Below are 15,010 nucleotides of genomic sequence, written 5' to 3'. Positions count from 1 at the left end.
CGGATCCGGTAACCGGGTGGGTGGAGCAGAGCCGACCGCCAGTTGTGGCCGGCTCAGCAAGCCGCCCGCGCGGCCGATAGTGTTCAGCGACGGTGCAAACCGGGGGGCGGGTGCCGTACGATCTGGACGTTTGCCGCAGACAGTGTGCGGCCGACATGCCGCGGGGGCGGTCCGAACGACTCCCGTGGAGGAACTGCAATGCAGGTCAGACGTCTGCCGCGTGTTTTCGGCGTCTTCGGGCTCGCCGCGCTGCTCACGATCACCGTGATGCAAGCGCCGGTACCGCGCCGCGGCACACCTACCCCCGCCGTCGCCCTCGCCGCTGCAGCCGTCAGCACGACACACCCGTACTCCGACCCGGTCTGGTTCCCGCTGCACGTCCCGGTCCGGGTCGGCTGCATCGGTGACCACGTGAACAACAACGGGCCCAGCACCGGCACGAACAACTGCGCCGGAGATCACCGCGGCTACTTCGCGATGAACTTCAACATCACCGATCCGGCGAACCCGCACCCGTACGTCTACGCCGCCGGCGCGGGCATCGTGATCCAGGCCACCCGGGCGAGCAGCGCCTGCGTGCCGACGGGCGGGCGGACCGGCGGCGGCAGCGAGGTGGTCATCGATCACGGCGGCGGCATCGTGTCGGTGTACCAGCACCTCTATTCGGTGAGCGTCCGGGTCGGGAGCGCTGTCGCGCCGCGCACCGCGATCGGCCGGGCCGGCTCCACCGGCGCGCCGTGCCAACGAACCGTGAAGTCCTACCTCGACTTCCAGGTCCATCGCAACGGCGGACAGTACCTGACGGCGACGTCCACGGCGATCAACACGCTGCGCGGCTGTGCGGGTGGTTCCGCCGTCAACTGGCCGGCGGCGCTCGGGCGGAGCGTGTACGCGCAAGCGATGGGCTCACCGCTTCCCGCCCGCTGGGTCGACGTCCCGTACCTCACCCTGCTCAACACCCCGTCCGGGCGGTCGTGCCTGCCCGCTGGGACGCCGGCCACGCCGGGGCGGATGGCGGCTCCGCGCACCTCGCGTGCCACCACCAGCGCCGGGCTGGCGTGGACCCCTGTGCGGGGCGCCAACCGTTACGAGGCTCAGATCGAGATCTGGCGGCCCAGCACGCACTCGTGGGACGCGCCGTGCTCGCCCTACATCACCAGTTCCTGCAGCGTGGGTTACTACCCGATCGCCGGCTCCGCGTCGCGCTACACGCTGCGCGGGTTGTTGGCCGGCCGCAGCTACCGGGTACGGCTGAGCGCGCACACCGCGGCCGGGTGGAGCATCGCCAGCTCCTGGCGCTCGCTCATTCCACGGCCGAGCGCGCCGGTGTACCACCGGCTGCGTGGCTACGCGCACCATGTCGTGCTCATCTGGACGGCACCCAGCCTGCACGGCACCAAGCTGTCCGGCTACCAGGTGGCGATCAGCCGCAAGACCCGCTCCGGCTGGACGCGCTGGTCGTACACGACGACCGGCCGGACCCCGAGCCACACCTGGACGCACACCCGCGCAGGCGCGCGGTACCGCGTGACCGTGCGTGCACGGACCAACACCGGCGTCTACGGCCCCTGGATGGCGAGGCACTACCGCACCACGGCGCGGCACTGACGGCAGACCGCTCCGCACACCGCGTCGGCACCGCATGACAGGCTGTGCGGGTGCGAATCGCGACGTGGAACATCAACTCGATCGGCGCCCGGCTGCCACGGCTGCTCGACTGGCTGGGGACGGCCGAACCGGACGTCCTCTGCCTGCAGGAGATCAAGTGCAGCGAGGCCGACTTCCCGGCCGATGAACTCGGCAGGCTCGGCTACGAGTCGGCCGTGCACGGCACCGGGCGGTGGAACGGCGTGGCCGTGCTGTCGCGCGTCGGCATCGAGGGGGTCCGCCGCGGCCTGTCCGGCGAGCCCGGGTTCCAGCCGGAGGACGCGATGATCGAGGCCGTCGAGCCGCGCGCGATCGGCGTCACCTGCAACGGGGTGCGGCTCTGGTCGGTGTACGTGCCCAACGGCCGCACGGTCGAGCATGCGCACTACGAGTACAAGCTGCGCTGGCTCGGCGCGCTGCGCACGACCGTGGTCGAGGAACTCGACTCCGCGCGGCCGTTCGCGGTGCTGGGCGATTTCAACATCGCACCCACCGACGCGGATGTCTGGGACATCAGCCAGTTCACCGAGAGCACCCACGTCACCGCCCCCGAGCGCGACGCGCTGGCCGCACTGCGCGAGGCCGGGCTGCGCGACGTGTACCCACGCGCGCTCAAGTACGAGGTCCCCTTCACCTACTGGGACTACCGCCAGCTGTGCTTCCCCAAGAACCGCGGCATGCGCATCGACCTCGTCTACGCCGACGCCGCGTTCGCCGACGCGGTGACCGACGCGTTCGTCGATCGCGAGGCACGCAAGGGTACGGGCGCGTCCGATCATGCGCCGGTGGTGGTGGAACTCGGCTGATCGTGCCGCTTCAGGCCACCCCGGTCGCCCGCTCCAGCGCCGCCAACTCGTCGTCGAGGAAAGTCAGCAGCCGCTGCAGGTGCGGCACGGTCCGGCGGCAGCCGGTGAGCCCGAATGCGAGTTCGTCGGCGTAGCTGGTGCAGGTGATGTTCAGCGCCTGGCCGTCGATCGGAACCGACAACGGGTACACGCCGTCCAGCCGCGCCCCGTTCCAGTACAGCTGGCTATGTGGGCCCGGGACGTTCGAGATGATGAGGTTGAACACCGGCCGCATCCGGCCGTGTGCACGCAGTAGCCACTCGAGCACCACCGGGCTCATCGCGACAGCGCTGACCGCCAGGATCTGCAGCTGACTCATCCCCTGCAACGACTCCTTGCCGCGTTGCATGGAGGCGTGCACGGTCCGCAACCGCTCCCCCGCGTCGTCCAGGTGCGTTCCCAGGTTGCAGAGCACCGCGCCGATCGCGTTGCCCCCGCCGTCGCCCTCCGCGGACGACTCGCTCGTGTGCAGCGAGACAGGCACCATCGCGATCAGCGGGACGTCCGGCAGGGCCCCGAGCTCGAGCAGGTAGCTGCGAAGCGCGCCCGAGCACATGGCCAGCACCGTGTCGTTCAGCGTCGCCTCGCCCGCCTTGCTGATTCGACGAATGCGATCGATCGACCACGACTGCCCGGCGAACCGGCGGGCTCCGGTGATCGGGACGTTGAACATCGACTTCGGTGCCGCGGCGACGACCTCGTCATGGCCGGACAGGCTCCGGTTGAGCAGCCGCAGGATCGCCGGTGTGGCGCCTGCCAACTCGAGCGCACCACGAGCGAGGGCGCCCGGCAGTTGCGCGACATCGACCCCGTCTGCGCGACGCGGCGCCGGAGAGCGCAACGCCCACGGCGCGGGCATGTGCCGCTCGTCAGGATCCTCACTGAGCATCCGCTGCATGAGGCGTAGCGCACTGACGCCGTCGACCATCGAGTGATGCACCTTGAAGTAGGTGGCGTACCTGCCGTCCTCCAGCCCCTCGATCAAGTGCATCTCCCACAGCGGACGGTGCCGGTCCAGCAGGGACGAGTGCAGCCGCGAGCACAGCGCGAGCAGCTCGAGAACCCGGCCGGGGCGCGGCAGCGCGTTGAAGCGAACGTGATGCTCGAGGTCGAAGCTGCGGTCCGGCTCCCAGCCCCACTGGCCGAACGTGGTCAAGGCACGACGCGCGCGCTTGCTGAACAGCGGCGCGACATCGCCGTCGGCCACCGCCGCCTCGAACATGGCGCGCACGTCCAGCGCGTCGGCGCCGTCCGGCGGCTGGAACAGCTGCAGGCCCCCGACGTGCATCGGGTGCTCGCGGGTCTCGCCGAGCAGGAACATCGAACTGGTCGGCGACATCGGCAGCAGCATCGCTCACCCTTCTGTGCATCCGGACCGCTGGTAGGACGGGACAGCAGTGGGTACCGTCGGAACACTATCCCGGCAACGCGGGGCATTTCAGCGCAGAGCGCGGGGCATTCTCAGCGCGGAGGCGGCCGATCGACGCCGGTGCCGACAAGCTCACGGACCTGCTCCCGGGCGGCGAGTGACCCGCCTGTGACTGAAGGATCCGCGGCTCACTGAGCTGCCGGCGCCACGTGCACCTGGCCGTGCGCATCGTCGCAGTGCCCCGCATCGTGCCAACCGGGCCGGTCGGTCGCGTCGGCATGATCGGCCTGCAGCGTGACGTGCCCGATTCCGTAGTGCTCGGCCAGGATCGCGCGCAGCCGGGTGCTCACCTCGTGGCAGTCGTACGGCGCGTTCACCAGGACGTGCGCGGACATCGCCCGCTCCGCGGCGCCCAGTTGCCAGACATGCAGGTCGTGGACCTCGGCCACACCATCGACAGCCGCGAGCCGTTCCCCGACCTCGAACGGGTCGATGTCGGACGGGGCCGCCTCGAGGAAGACCCGGCCGGCAGCGCGGATCAGCGCCCACCCGGTCCACGCCATCAGCGCGGCCACGAGCAGCGACGCGATCGCGTCGGCGCGGGTCCACCCTGTCCACACGATGATCAGGCCGGCGGCAAACGTTGCGACGAAGGCCCAGACGTCCGTGATCAGGTGGGCGAGCACGCCGCGCACGTTCAGGCTGGACCGGTCCGCCCGGCCGGCCAGCCAGGTGGCGAGCAGGTTCACGCCCACCCCGACCGCGGCGACGACACTCACCACCCCGCCGTGCACTGCGCCGGGTGAGATCAGCCGCGAGATGCCGACCACGCCGAACCAGATCGCGAGCAGCACCAGGGTGATGCCGTTCGCCTGCCCCGACAACGCATCGACGCGCGCGAACCCGTAGGTGTACGCACCGCGTGCCGGCCGCCGCCCGATCCGGACTGCCACGATCGCGACGCCGATCGCCGCGGCATCGGTGATCATGTGCCCGGCGTCGGTGATCAGAGCGAGCGAGTGCGCCAGCAGGCCGGCGACGATCTCGGCGACCATGAACGCCAGGACCACGGCGAGCGCTGCGAGCAGCCAGCGACGGTCCGCGCCCGCGCCCGGAGAGTGGCTGTGGTGGTCATGACTCACCAGTCCACTGTCACACAGTCACGCCGCGAAGGGACAGCCGATCCGCGACGTGCGGGCCACTCGGTCACCGCGGACCAGGCGATCGCGCCGACGACGTCCGGATCGCAGTGTGCCGGCGTTCCGCGAAACCCATGGCCGCGTGCACATGCGCCAGCGTGCGATCGGCGACGGCGTTGGCGACCGCGGTGCCGCGGGCGAGCACGTCGTGCACGTCCGCGGCGTCGAAGCGGGCCCGCCGGTCCTGCAGCGGGCGCAGGAACTGGACGATCGCCTCGGTGACGAGCGCTTTGAGCCGGCCCGCACCGTCGCCCACCTCGTCCGCGAGCGCTGCGGGCTCGGTGCCGGAGCACAGGCCCGCGATCCGCAGCAGGTTGGCCACCTGCGGACGGCGCTCGGGCTCGTAGCTGATCGTCCGCTCCGAGTCGGTGCGGGCCGCGCGCACCTTCGCCGCGACCACATCGGGTGGGTCACTCAGCGCGATCGCGTTGCCGAGGCTCTTGGACATCTTGCGGCCGTCGAGGCCGAGCAGCACGGGCGCGTCGCCGAGCAGCGCCTCGGGCAGCCCGAACACCGGCCCGTACCGCTCGTTGAACCGGCGAGCGATCGATCGGGTCTGCTCCAGGTGCGGCAGCTGATCGCGCCCGACCGGCACGAGATCGGCCTTGCAGAACAGGATGTCCGCGGCCTGGTGCACCGGGTAGGTGAGCAGCAACCCGCTCACCGCACGTCTCCCGGACTGCCGCGCCTCCTGCTTGACCGTCGGGTTGCGAGACAGCTCGCCGACGCTCACCAGGGACAGGAACGGAAGCAGCAACTGGTTCAACGCCGGCACGGCACTGTGGGCGAACACGACCGTTGCGTCCGGGTCGAGCCCGCAGGCGAGGTAGTCCAGCACCAGGCTGGTGACCGCGTCACGCACCGCCCCGGGCGTGGCCCGATCGGTGATGACCTGGTAGTCGGCGACGACCACGAACAGCTCGTGCCCCTGCTGTTGCAACCGCACGCGATTGGCGAGCGTGCCGAAGTAGTGGCCGAGGTGCAGCGCGCCGGTGGGGCGATCGCCGCTGAGGATGCGGGACATGATGTGGCTCCTGAGATCGTCAGGGCGTCCGCATCGTCCGCGCACCTCGCCGGCTGCGAGTGGGCCCGTCCGACACGGACGGCCCACGGGTGCAGCGGAAGGTGGCCGTCCTAGTCGGGCGGCCACCAGGTCGTGCTGCGGCTGGTCATGGCTCCACGGTAACGGCCGGCGGCAGCGATTTCGCGGGCCGAGCCGGACGGCTCACCAGCCCGCGTAGAGGGGACGCCCTTCGGCGAAGCCCGAGGCCGACTGGACACCGACCACGGCCCGCTCGTGGAACTGCTCGAGGGTGGCCGCTCCCGCATACGTGCAGGCCGACCGAACACCGGCCGTGATCTCGTCGAGCAGGTCCTCCACACCCGGCCTGCTCGGGTCGAGGAACTGCTGCCCGGAGGAGATCCCCTCCTCGTACAGCGCCTTGCGGGCCCGCTCGAACGCGCTCTCGCCGCTGGTGCGGTTGGCGACTGCCCGCGCCGATGCCATGCCGAAGCTGTCCTTGTACGCACGGCCGTCCGGCGCGATGTGCAGATCCCCCGGCGACTCGTACGTGCCGGCGAACCAGGAGCCGATCATGACCGACGACGCGCCCGCGGCCAGTGCCAGCGCGACGTCTCGCGGATGCCGCACTCCCCCGTCAGCCCAGACGTGCTTGCCGAGCTTGCGGGCCGCAGTGGCGCACTCGAGCACGGCGGAGAACTGCGGCCGCCCGACACCGGTCATCATCCGGGTCGTGCACATCGCGCCGGGCCCGACCCCGACCTTCACGATGTCCGCGCCGGCGTCGACCAGGTCGCGTACCCCCTCGGCGGACACCACGTTCCCCGCGACGACCGGAACCTGCGGGTCGAGCGCGCGCACGGCCGACAGCGCGTCCAGCATGCGCTGCTGGTGCCCGTGGGCGGTGTCGACGACCAGCACGTCGATACCCGCGGCGAGCAGTTCGGCGGCCTTGCCCTCGACGTCCCCGTTCACGCCGACCGCGGCTGCCACGCGCAGCCGGCCGCCGGCGTCGACAGCGGGCTGGTAGATCGTCGAGCGCAGCGCACCCGTCCGGGTGAGCACCCCGACCAGCCGGCCGTCGGCACCGACCACCGGTGCGAGCTTGCGCCGGCTGCGGTCGAGTTCGGCGAACGCGTGCACCGGGTCGACCGGGTCCGTCAGGGTCTGCGGGTTGGCGCTCATCACCTGGTGCAGCTGGGCGAAGCGGTCCGCCCGGGTGCAGTCGGCCTCGGTGACCACGCCGACCGGACGGCCGTCCTCGACCACCACCACCACGCCGTGGGCGCGCTTGTGGATCAGGGCGAGCGCGTCGCCGACCGGGCTGTGCGGAGCGAGGGTCAGCGCGGTCTCGACGACCAGGTGCCGTGTCTTCACCCAGCTCACCACCTCGGTCACCACGGCTGCCGGGATGTCCTGGGGAAGCACCGTCAGCGCGCCACGGCGGGCGGTGGTCTCGGCCATCCGCCGGCCGGCGACCGCGGTCATGTTGGCCACCACCAGCGGAAGCGTCGCGCCGCTGCCGTCTGCCGTGGCCAGGTCGACGTCGAAGCGTGAGGTCACGTCCGAACGGCCCGGAACCATGAACACGTCGTTGTAGGTCAGCTCGTACGGCGGCACCGCGTCGACGAATCGCATGCCTTCAGCATCCCAGGTGCGCCACTTTGGCAGACTCGCCCGGTGAGCCTCGCGGTGTTCGACATCGACGGCGTCGTCGCCGACGTCCGGCACCGGCTGCACCACCTGCACCGGCACAAGGCGTGGGGCGCGTTCTTCGAGGCGGCCCACGCCGATTCGCTGCTGGCAGTCGGCGCCCGGCTGGTGCGCGAACTGGCGGACCGGCACGAGATCGTGTGGCTGACCGGCCGCCCGGAGTGGCTGCGCGGGGTCACTCGCGAATGGCTCACCGAACACGCCCTGCCCGGAACCGAGCTGCACATGCGCCCGGACGGCGACTACCGCCCGGCCCGGGTCTACAAGCTGGACGTCCTGGGTGGGCTCGCGTCGCGGGAGATCGCGGCGTTCGTCGACGACGACCGTGAGGTGATCGACGCCGCGCTCGACGCCGGAGTGCCCGCCGTGCTCGCCGACTGGGTGCCGCGGGACGACGCGTTACGCGACGCACAGGAGCGGGAAGGACGCACTTGAGACAATTTGTTCATAACAAGAACATAACGATCTAACGAAAACCACACAGACCTGTCCGGGTTTGTCCCGAACTACTGTCCACAGGCCCGCGTGGCTACTGGACAAGATCGCGCCAGGGCGCACACTTGTGACGTAGCTCTCTACCGGAAGCGATTACAGGACACCGAAATGACCACGCACAGTGAGTCGGCAATCCCGGCTCCGCCCCACTGCCGGCACACCCCGCCGTGCCCCACCGCCGACGCCACGGACCGTGATGCCGCGCACGTCGTGGCAGCCCACCCCGAACAGGGCTGGAGCCTGCTGTGCAACGGCGTCGTCCTGTTCGAGGACTTCGGCGAACTGCTGCCGGACGGGCAGAGCTGCGCCGCGCGCCGCAGCGACCTGCTGCTGGCCTCCCCGCACCGCCGCGCCAGCTGATCGCCGGCGGACGCCGGCAACCGGGGTGGCGCCCGCCTACTGACTCAGGCCGACGACGAGCCACATGAACGCCGCGCCGCCCACCGTGCAGGCCAGCGTCAAGCGGGACGGGTGGCGCGCGTGGGCCTCAGGCAGGATGTCCGCCGTAGCCAGGTACAGCAAGAAGCCGGCGAAGTAGCCGAGGTAGAGCCCGATCGCGCTCTGCGGGATCGGCAGCACCATCCCCGCAGCGGCGCCGACGACCGGCGCGAGCGCGTCCAGCCCGAGCAGGATCAGGGCGCGTCGGCGCGCATTGCCGTACAACGTCGTGATGGTGAAGGTGTTGAAGCCGTCGGCGAAGTCGTGGCCGATGACGGCGATGGCCACCGCCAGACCCACCGCGGCACCGGCCTGATAGCCCAGCCCGATGCCGACGCCGTCCAGGAAGCTGTGCGCGACCAGGCCGCCCCCCGCGAGGAGGCCGACGGATTCCAGGCCGTGGTGATGGCCGCCGAACTCCCCCTCGTGCGCCCGGTGAATGGCCATCGACCGCTCGATCAGGTGGATCGTGAAGAAGCCGCCGATCGTCGTGAGCATCACGGCGGGCACCCCGAAGACGACCTGGTCGGACAGCTCCATCGCCTCCGGCAGCAGGTCGAAGCCCACCACCCCGAGCATCACGCCTGCGGCCAGGCCGAGGATCAGGTGCAGCTTGTCGCGCGCCCGCATGGCGAGCACACCGCCGAGCAGGGTCGAGAGCAGCGATCCGAGCGCGAGCAGCACAGCCATGCCGCGAACAATACTCGATATGAAAACCGTTCCCGATAAGGGGCGAAGCTTCAGTCAGCGACGCGTGCCCGAGCGAGCACACGCCCGGTGTCAAGACCGCGCGGCAGCGTGCCGAATGCGACGCCCCAGTCCCCCGCAAGCCGAGAAGCGGCGAACGCATCGGCTACCGCCGGGTCGCCATGCCGCAGCAGCAGCCCACCCTGCAGCAGCAAGGCCATCCGCTCGACGACGTGCCGTGCGCGATACTGCAGGTCATCGGTGTCCGCGAACTCCTTGCGCAGCAGGGCCAGCGCGTCGTCGTAACGGGCGTCCGTCCCGGCGGCCAGCTCCAGTTCGCCGAAGAACGCCTCGATCGTGTCCGGCTCGCGCACCATGGCACGCAGCGTGTCCAGCGCGGCGACGTTTCCCGAGCCCTCCCAGATCGACACCAGCGGCGCTTCGCGGTACAGCCGGGGTAGACCGGACTCCTCGACGTAGCCGTTGCCGCCGAGGCACTCGAGCGACTCAGCCGCATGGGCGGACCAGCGCTTGCACAGCCAGTACTTCGTGACGGCCAGGCCGACGCGACGGACGGCGGCCTCCTGGGAGTCGCCACGGATCGCACGGTCGACGGCCCCGGCCAGCCGCAGCACGACCGTGGTCGCGGCCTCGGACTCGATCGCGAGATCGGCAAGCACGTTGACCATCGCGGGCTGTTCGAGCAGCCGGGCGCCGAACACGCTGCGGTGGGTCGCGTGGTGGACCGCATTGGCCACACCGATGCGCATGCCCGAGGCCGCCATCAGCGCGCAGTCCAGCCGGGTCATGTTGACCATCTCGATGATGGTGCGCACGCCGCGGCCCTGCGGTCCGACCAGCCACCCGACGGCGTCCGCATACTCGATCTCGGCCGAGGCGTTGGATTTGTTGCCGAGCTTGTCCTTGAGCCGCTGCAGGAAGAACGCGTTGCGCGCGCCGTCCGGCAGCACGCGGGGCACCAGGAAGCAGGACAGGCCGCCGTCGGTCTGCGCAAGGGTGAGGAACAGGTCGGACATCGGGGCGGAGGTGAACCACTTGTGTCCGGTCAGCCGATAGCTGCCGTCGGGCTGCGGTACCGCGCGGGTGGTGTTGGCGCGCACGTCCGAGCCGCCCTGCTTCTCGGTCATCGACATGCCGGCGATCAGCCCGCCCTTGCCGAGCGGCGGGCGCAGCCCGTGGTCGTAGACGCGGTTGGTCAGCAGCGGCTCGTACCGGGCGGAGAGTTCAGGCGTCGCGCGCAGGGCCGGCACGACCGCGTAGGTCATCGAGATCGGGCACAGGTGGCCCGCGTCGGCCACCCCCCAGGCCATCACCTTGGCGGCCCGCGCGACGTGAGCGCCGGCCCGCTCATCTGCCCATGGGGCGCCGTGCAGCCCGTGCTCGACCGCGGTGCGCATCAGTTCGTGGTACTGCGGCAGGTAGTCGACCTCGTCGATGCGGTTGCCGAACCGGTCGTGGGTGCGCAGCACCGGCGGATGCTCGTTGGCCAGCCGGCCCCACTCCTGCGCGGGCTCGCTGTTCGCCAGGGCGCCGAGCGCGCGCACCTCGCTCTCGGCCCAGCCGGCCCCCTCCCGGTGCAGCCCCTCGAACAGGGCCGGATGGGCCGCGATGTCGCGACCGGTGTGCGGTGGCACCTGGTTGCTCACCTCATGCGTGTGTGTCATCGAGGGCTCCGATCCCGCGCAGTGCGAATCCGATCAGGGTGGGGACGGTGTCCGGCTCGGCGGCGCCGGTGTCGAGCGGGCCGACCAGCACCTCGCCGATCGCGCCCACGAGCGCCGCTGCGGTCACCGCCGGGTTCTGCGGCGGCAGTTGCCCCTGCGCCACGCCGTCGGCCACGGCGTCGGCGACGATGTCGCAGAACGCCTGGCGGAACTGCAGCCGCAGCGCCTCGATCCGTGCGTCGACCGGTTCGGCCAGCAGCGCGTACGCGAGCCGGGGGGCTTTCAGCGCGCGCCCGGCGAAGGTCTCGATCACGGCCGCGATCCGCTCGGCCGCCGTCCCGCTCGTGACCGCGGTGCGCACCGCGGCGACCTCCTGGGTCACGACGGCACGGAAGACGTCGGCCAGCACGTCGCCCTTGCTCGCGAAGTGGTTGTAGACCGTGCCGGGTGCGACCCCAGCGCGCGCTGCGACGCGGGCGATGGAGCAGGCGGCGTAGCCCGACTCGGACACCAGCGCGGTCGCGGCCCGCACGATGCCCTGTCGTTGGGCATCGAGCCGGGCCTGGATACGAGGGGTGCGCCGGTAGGCCACACCAAGGAGTGAAACACGGATTCACCGCTTGCGCCAGCAAGGCTCCCCATCACGGTGCACCCATGGCAGGATCTGGGTCGCTCGCCCGGCCTGTCGGGGGCTGTCGGGCGCAGCGGTTCGGGGGGTCAGCATGACGCAGGACCGATCGCGCGCGGGTCAGGGCCGGCTGGTCGCGCTCAGCGTGCTGCTCGCGGCGGCGCTCGCGGTAGGCGGCTACGCCCTGTCGAGACAGTCCGGCTCGCGGGTCGCCACCGGCACACCGCGCACCGCCGCGCGAACGGAGCCGCTGCGGCCGCCAGGGGTGGTCACCGCCGCCATCACCGCCGCCATCACCGAGGCCAGCACCGCGACGGCCACCGCGACCGGCGCCGCGCCTGCGGGCAGCGAGTCAGCGCCGTCGGCTGACGGGCTGCCGACGGACGGTGGCGCGCCGGCGAGCAGTTGCCCGAGCGCGGCCGACGCCGAGATCCCGGCGTTCATCTTCGTCGGCGCCCTCGCGCTCGAGCAGGCGCAGGACGCGCAGGACTGCGTCTACCCCGGCACCGTCGATCCGGCGACGACCGCGTCGCTGTCCGGGCGGGCGTTCCAGAAACCGGCCGACGACCACAGCGACACCGGGGCAAGCGGAACCTTCACGTTCACCGAGGTAGGTGGACACGGCAAGCTCAAGGTCACCACCACCAAGGAGGCAGACGGCAAGTACTACGTCACCGCTGCCACGCTGGGGTGAGGCGCGCCCGTCCCATCCACACACTGTCACCCTTGACGTGGTCGACGGGACCCACCGCGGGCTCGCCCCGGGCCCCGGAGCGCTTCGCCGGCTGATCGGCGCGGCCGGCGCCGGTCCGGCAGGATAGGGCGATCATGGCGTTCCTCGACGGCCCGACGCCGCTTGCCTTCGCCCATCGCGGCTTCGCGCGCGACGGCGACGAGAACTCGATGGCCGCCTTCGAGCGCGCGGTCGCGCTCGGCTACCGCTACCTCGAGACCGACGTCCGCGTGACCGCGGACGGAGTCGCGCTGGCGTTCCACGACGCGTCCCTGGACCGAACGACAGATCGCTCCGGCCGGATCCGGGCACTGCCCTGGTCCGACGTCCGTTCCGCGCGCATCGCCGGACGCGAGCCGATCCCGCTGCTCGCCGAACTGCTGTCCGCCTGGCCGCACGTGCAGGTCAACATCGACGTGAAGGACGACCACTCGCTCGGGGCCGCCATCGACGTCATCCGGCAGAGCCGCGCGATCGAGCGGGTATGCGTCGGCGCGTTCGCCGACGACCGGGTGGCCGCCATCCGGGCAGCGCTCGGGCCGTCCGCGTGTACCTCGCTCGGGCCGCTCGAGGCGCTGCGGCTCAGGCTGCCCGGCCGGCCGCGCCGAGCGCCGGCCGGCCAGTGCGCGCAGGTGCCGTTCCGGATCGGCCGGTTCGACCTGGTGGACGCCCGCTACCTGGACATCGCCCACAACCTCGGGTTGCAGGTGCACGTGTGGACGGTCAACGCGCGCGCCGACATGGAGCGCGCCCTCGACCTCGGCGTCGACGGGATCATGACCGATCGCGCGGATGTGCTGCGCGAGGTGCTGGCGGCGCGCGGGGCCTGGCCCCGCTGACCGGCCCGCGTCCCGGTAGCCTCGCGGGGTGCCCGAGCCCGAGTCCCCGTCCGGCGCGCTCGCGTCCGTGCCGGCCGCAGGGAACCGGCGCGCACTGCCGATGCCGGCCCGGCTGATGTTCTTCCACGGCCCGATGGACTGCGGCAAGTCCACCCTGGCCCTGCAGATCGACCACAACCACGCGCGGCAGGGCCGGCACGGGCTACTGCTGGTCCGCTACGACCGTTCCGGCGCGCCGAAGATCACCACCCGGGTCGGGCTGGCGCGCGCTGCGCTCGAGCTGAAGGACGACACCGACATCCGGCTGCTCGTGCGCGGCGAGTGGGCGGCCGGCCGCGCCGTGGACTACCTGATCGTGGATGAGGCGGGCTTCCTCGAACCCCAGCACGTCGATCAACTCGCCGAGCTGGTCGACGACTGGCACGTCGACGTCTACTGCTTCGGCCTGTCCACCGACTTCCGCACACTGCTGCTGCCGGGCGCCAAGCGTCTGATGGAGCTCGCCGACGAGGTCGTGCCGGTCCATGTCGAGGTGCTGTGCTGGTGTGGCCGGCCGGGCATGTTGAACGCGCGCGTCGTCGACGGACGGGTGGTCCGTTCCGGCGACACCGTGCTCGTCGCGGACACCGCGGCCGGCAGCGACAGCGACACCACCGTGCACTACCAGGTGCTGTGCCGGATGCATCACCGGCGTGGCGAACTCGGCGGCGACGCCGGCCGCGGCCAGCTCAGCCTCGACGTCTGAGCGCGGTCGCGCCGCCCACAACGGCGACCGCGGCCAACGCCACCGCTCCCCCAGCCACGCCGGCGGCGACCGGACCGCTCGCCCGCCCGCTCTTGAGCGCGCCGGCGATGACGACTGCGTCGGCCGCGTCGGCGAACGCGCCGGCGAGCAGCCAACCGCCGGGACGCCCGCCCTGGCCCGCTGCCGCCGCCGTACCGGCCCCGATCGCCACGTCGCGCGCGGCTATCATCCGGGCCAGGAAGCTCACCCGCTTGGCGGTCGCCGAGTCCAGGCCGAGCGCCCGGGTCGAGCCGACCGGTGCGGCCAGGAACGCGCCGCCGAGCAGCACCCGTCCCGTCCCGATGAGCCGGGCGAGGGTGCGCGGTTCGAGCAAATCCCTCATGCGCGAGCCCGACCCGGTCGAAGGTAGGAGGACCTCGGCACTCGCGGAGCTGTGGCGGGGGCGCAGGTGCACGTCGGTCTGCCTCTCCGGCGGCCTGACACCGCCCTGAGCCACGCACCCGGCTCGCGGGTTACCCGGGGGACGATCGGGGAATCATCACTCAACCCCGTTCGTTGGGACGAGTGCAAGCCATTCCAGGAGGTGCCCATCATGGCAGACAGGACGCTGCGGGGCAGTCGGCTGGGGGCAGTCAGCTACGAGACCGAGTACGGCGCCGAGCCCGCTCCGCGGAACATCGCGGCGTATCGGTGCCCGCGCGGCCACGAGTTCCGCGTTCCGTTCTCCGAGGAGGCCGAGATTCCCAGCACCTGGGAGTGCCGCCTCGACGGGACCGGCGCGGTGCTCATCGACGGGCCGGCACCGGAGGCCAAGAAGGTCAAGGCGCCGCGCACGCACTGGGACATGCTGATGGAACGGCGTTCGATCGCCGATCTTGAAGAGGTCCTCGCCGAGCGGTTGGACGTTCTTCGCGCCCGACGTGGTGCCAAGAGCGCGTAGCGCCCGACCAGCCCGCACCAACTACC

16 protein-coding genes are annotated in these 15,010 nt (G+C 71.5%); 8 read left to right on the top strand and 8 right to left on the bottom strand.

Annotated features, from left to right (window positions below; translation table 11 throughout):
* Positions 1 to 198: 198 nt before the first annotated feature.
* Positions 199 to 1,608, top strand: coding sequence for a peptidoglycan DD-metalloendopeptidase family protein (locus M6B22_RS21435; protein WP_269443602.1), 1,410 nt, complete (start codon positions 199 to 201; stop codon positions 1,606 to 1,608).
* A 50-nt stretch (positions 1,609 to 1,658) separates the two neighbouring features.
* Positions 1,659 to 2,453, top strand: a complete 795-nt coding sequence (locus M6B22_RS21430; protein ID WP_269443601.1) for an exodeoxyribonuclease III — start codon at positions 1,659 to 1,661, stop codon at positions 2,451 to 2,453.
* A gap of 10 nt (positions 2,454 to 2,463) precedes the next feature.
* Here the strand turns inward: M6B22_RS21430 and M6B22_RS21425 are convergent, their stop codons facing one another.
* From M6B22_RS21425 to M6B22_RS21410, 4 genes are all read right to left on the bottom strand, one after another.
* Positions 2,464 to 3,843 (bottom strand): WS/DGAT/MGAT family O-acyltransferase, encoded by a 1,380-nt coding sequence (locus M6B22_RS21425; RefSeq protein ID WP_269443600.1) that lies wholly within the window; start codon positions 3,841 to 3,843, stop codon positions 2,464 to 2,466.
* Between the two features lie 206 nt (positions 3,844 to 4,049).
* Positions 4,050 to 5,003, bottom strand: coding sequence for a cation diffusion facilitator family transporter (locus M6B22_RS21420; protein ID WP_269443599.1), 954 nt, complete (start codon positions 5,001 to 5,003; stop codon positions 4,050 to 4,052).
* Positions 5,004 to 5,067: 64 nt separating this feature from the next.
* Positions 5,068 to 6,084, bottom strand: coding sequence for a tryptophan--tRNA ligase (gene trpS / locus M6B22_RS21415; RefSeq protein ID WP_269443598.1), 1,017 nt, complete (start codon positions 6,082 to 6,084; stop codon positions 5,068 to 5,070).
* Between the two features lie 201 nt (positions 6,085 to 6,285).
* Positions 6,286 to 7,719 carry a GuaB1 family IMP dehydrogenase-related protein gene (locus tag M6B22_RS21410; RefSeq protein ID WP_269443597.1) on the bottom strand — a complete coding sequence of 478 codons (1,434 nt, stop codon included), beginning with the start codon at positions 7,717 to 7,719 and terminating at the stop codon, positions 6,286 to 6,288.
* A gap of 42 nt (positions 7,720 to 7,761) precedes the next feature.
* Between M6B22_RS21410 and M6B22_RS21405 the strand changes: the two genes are divergently transcribed.
* Both M6B22_RS21405 and M6B22_RS21400 read left to right on the top strand, forming a co-directional pair.
* Complete coding sequence (locus M6B22_RS21405) at positions 7,762 to 8,229, top strand: phosphatase domain-containing protein (protein ID WP_269443596.1); 468 nt, start codon at positions 7,762 to 7,764, stop codon at positions 8,227 to 8,229.
* Positions 8,230 to 8,397: 168 nt separating this feature from the next.
* A complete protein-coding gene (locus tag M6B22_RS21400) occupies positions 8,398 to 8,649 on the top strand; it encodes a DUF5999 family protein (protein WP_269443595.1) in 252 nt (83 codons plus the stop codon).
* A 36-nt stretch (positions 8,650 to 8,685) separates the two neighbouring features.
* Here M6B22_RS21400 and M6B22_RS21395 read toward each other — a convergent pair whose 3' ends face one another.
* Genes M6B22_RS21395 through M6B22_RS21385 form a run of 3 tightly spaced genes read right to left on the bottom strand, consistent with a single transcriptional unit; the run spans position 8,686 to position 11,691 of the window.
* Positions 8,686 to 9,417 carry a ZIP family metal transporter gene (locus M6B22_RS21395; protein WP_269443594.1) on the bottom strand — a complete coding sequence of 244 codons (732 nt, stop codon included), beginning with the start codon at positions 9,415 to 9,417 and terminating at the stop codon, positions 8,686 to 8,688.
* 50 nt (positions 9,418 to 9,467) lie between these two features.
* Entirely contained in the window at positions 9,468 to 11,099 is a 1,632-nt protein-coding gene (locus M6B22_RS21390; RefSeq protein ID WP_269443593.1) for an acyl-CoA dehydrogenase family protein, read from the bottom strand.
* Positions 11,083 to 11,691, bottom strand: a complete 609-nt coding sequence (locus tag M6B22_RS21385) for a TetR/AcrR family transcriptional regulator (protein WP_269443592.1) — start codon at positions 11,689 to 11,691, stop codon at positions 11,083 to 11,085. The genes M6B22_RS21390 and M6B22_RS21385 overlap by 17 nt, the downstream gene beginning before the upstream one ends.
* 130 nt (positions 11,692 to 11,821) lie before the next feature.
* Here M6B22_RS21385 and M6B22_RS21380 point away from each other — a divergent pair, with 130 nt between their 5' ends.
* The 3 genes from M6B22_RS21380 to M6B22_RS21370 all read left to right on the top strand — a co-directional run bounded on the left by M6B22_RS21380 (position 11,822) and on the right by M6B22_RS21370 (position 14,044).
* A complete protein-coding gene (locus tag M6B22_RS21380) occupies positions 11,822 to 12,421 on the top strand; it encodes a hypothetical protein (RefSeq protein WP_269443591.1) in 600 nt (199 codons plus the stop codon).
* Positions 12,422 to 12,555: 134 nt separating this feature from the next.
* On the top strand, positions 12,556 to 13,299 hold the full coding sequence (locus M6B22_RS21375) for a glycerophosphodiester phosphodiesterase family protein (RefSeq protein WP_269443590.1): 744 nt from the start codon (positions 12,556 to 12,558) through the stop codon (positions 13,297 to 13,299).
* 28 nt (positions 13,300 to 13,327) lie between these two features.
* Positions 13,328 to 14,044 (top strand): thymidine kinase, encoded by a 717-nt coding sequence (locus M6B22_RS21370; RefSeq protein WP_269443589.1) that lies wholly within the window; start codon positions 13,328 to 13,330, stop codon positions 14,042 to 14,044.
* On the opposite strand, the gene M6B22_RS21365 is transcribed toward M6B22_RS21370, so the two are convergent.
* Positions 14,028 to 14,426, bottom strand: coding sequence for a hypothetical protein (locus M6B22_RS21365; RefSeq protein WP_269443588.1), 399 nt, complete (start codon positions 14,424 to 14,426; stop codon positions 14,028 to 14,030). The genes M6B22_RS21370 and M6B22_RS21365 overlap by 17 nt on opposite strands.
* Positions 14,427 to 14,636: 210 nt before the next feature.
* On the opposite strand from M6B22_RS21365, the gene M6B22_RS21360 reads away from it, so the two are divergent.
* On the top strand, positions 14,637 to 14,984 hold the full coding sequence (locus M6B22_RS21360) for an RNA polymerase-binding protein RbpA (protein WP_269443587.1): 348 nt from the start codon (positions 14,637 to 14,639) through the stop codon (positions 14,982 to 14,984).
* Positions 14,985 to 15,010: the final 26 nt, after the last annotated feature.

It is taken from the genome of Jatrophihabitans cynanchi, assembly GCF_027247405.1.
Lineage (GTDB): Bacteria > Actinomycetota > Actinomycetes > Mycobacteriales > Jatrophihabitantaceae > Jatrophihabitans_B > Jatrophihabitans_B cynanchi.
Note: the sequence above shows the minus strand (reverse complement) of the source record. Positions and strands in the feature narration are given on the sequence as shown.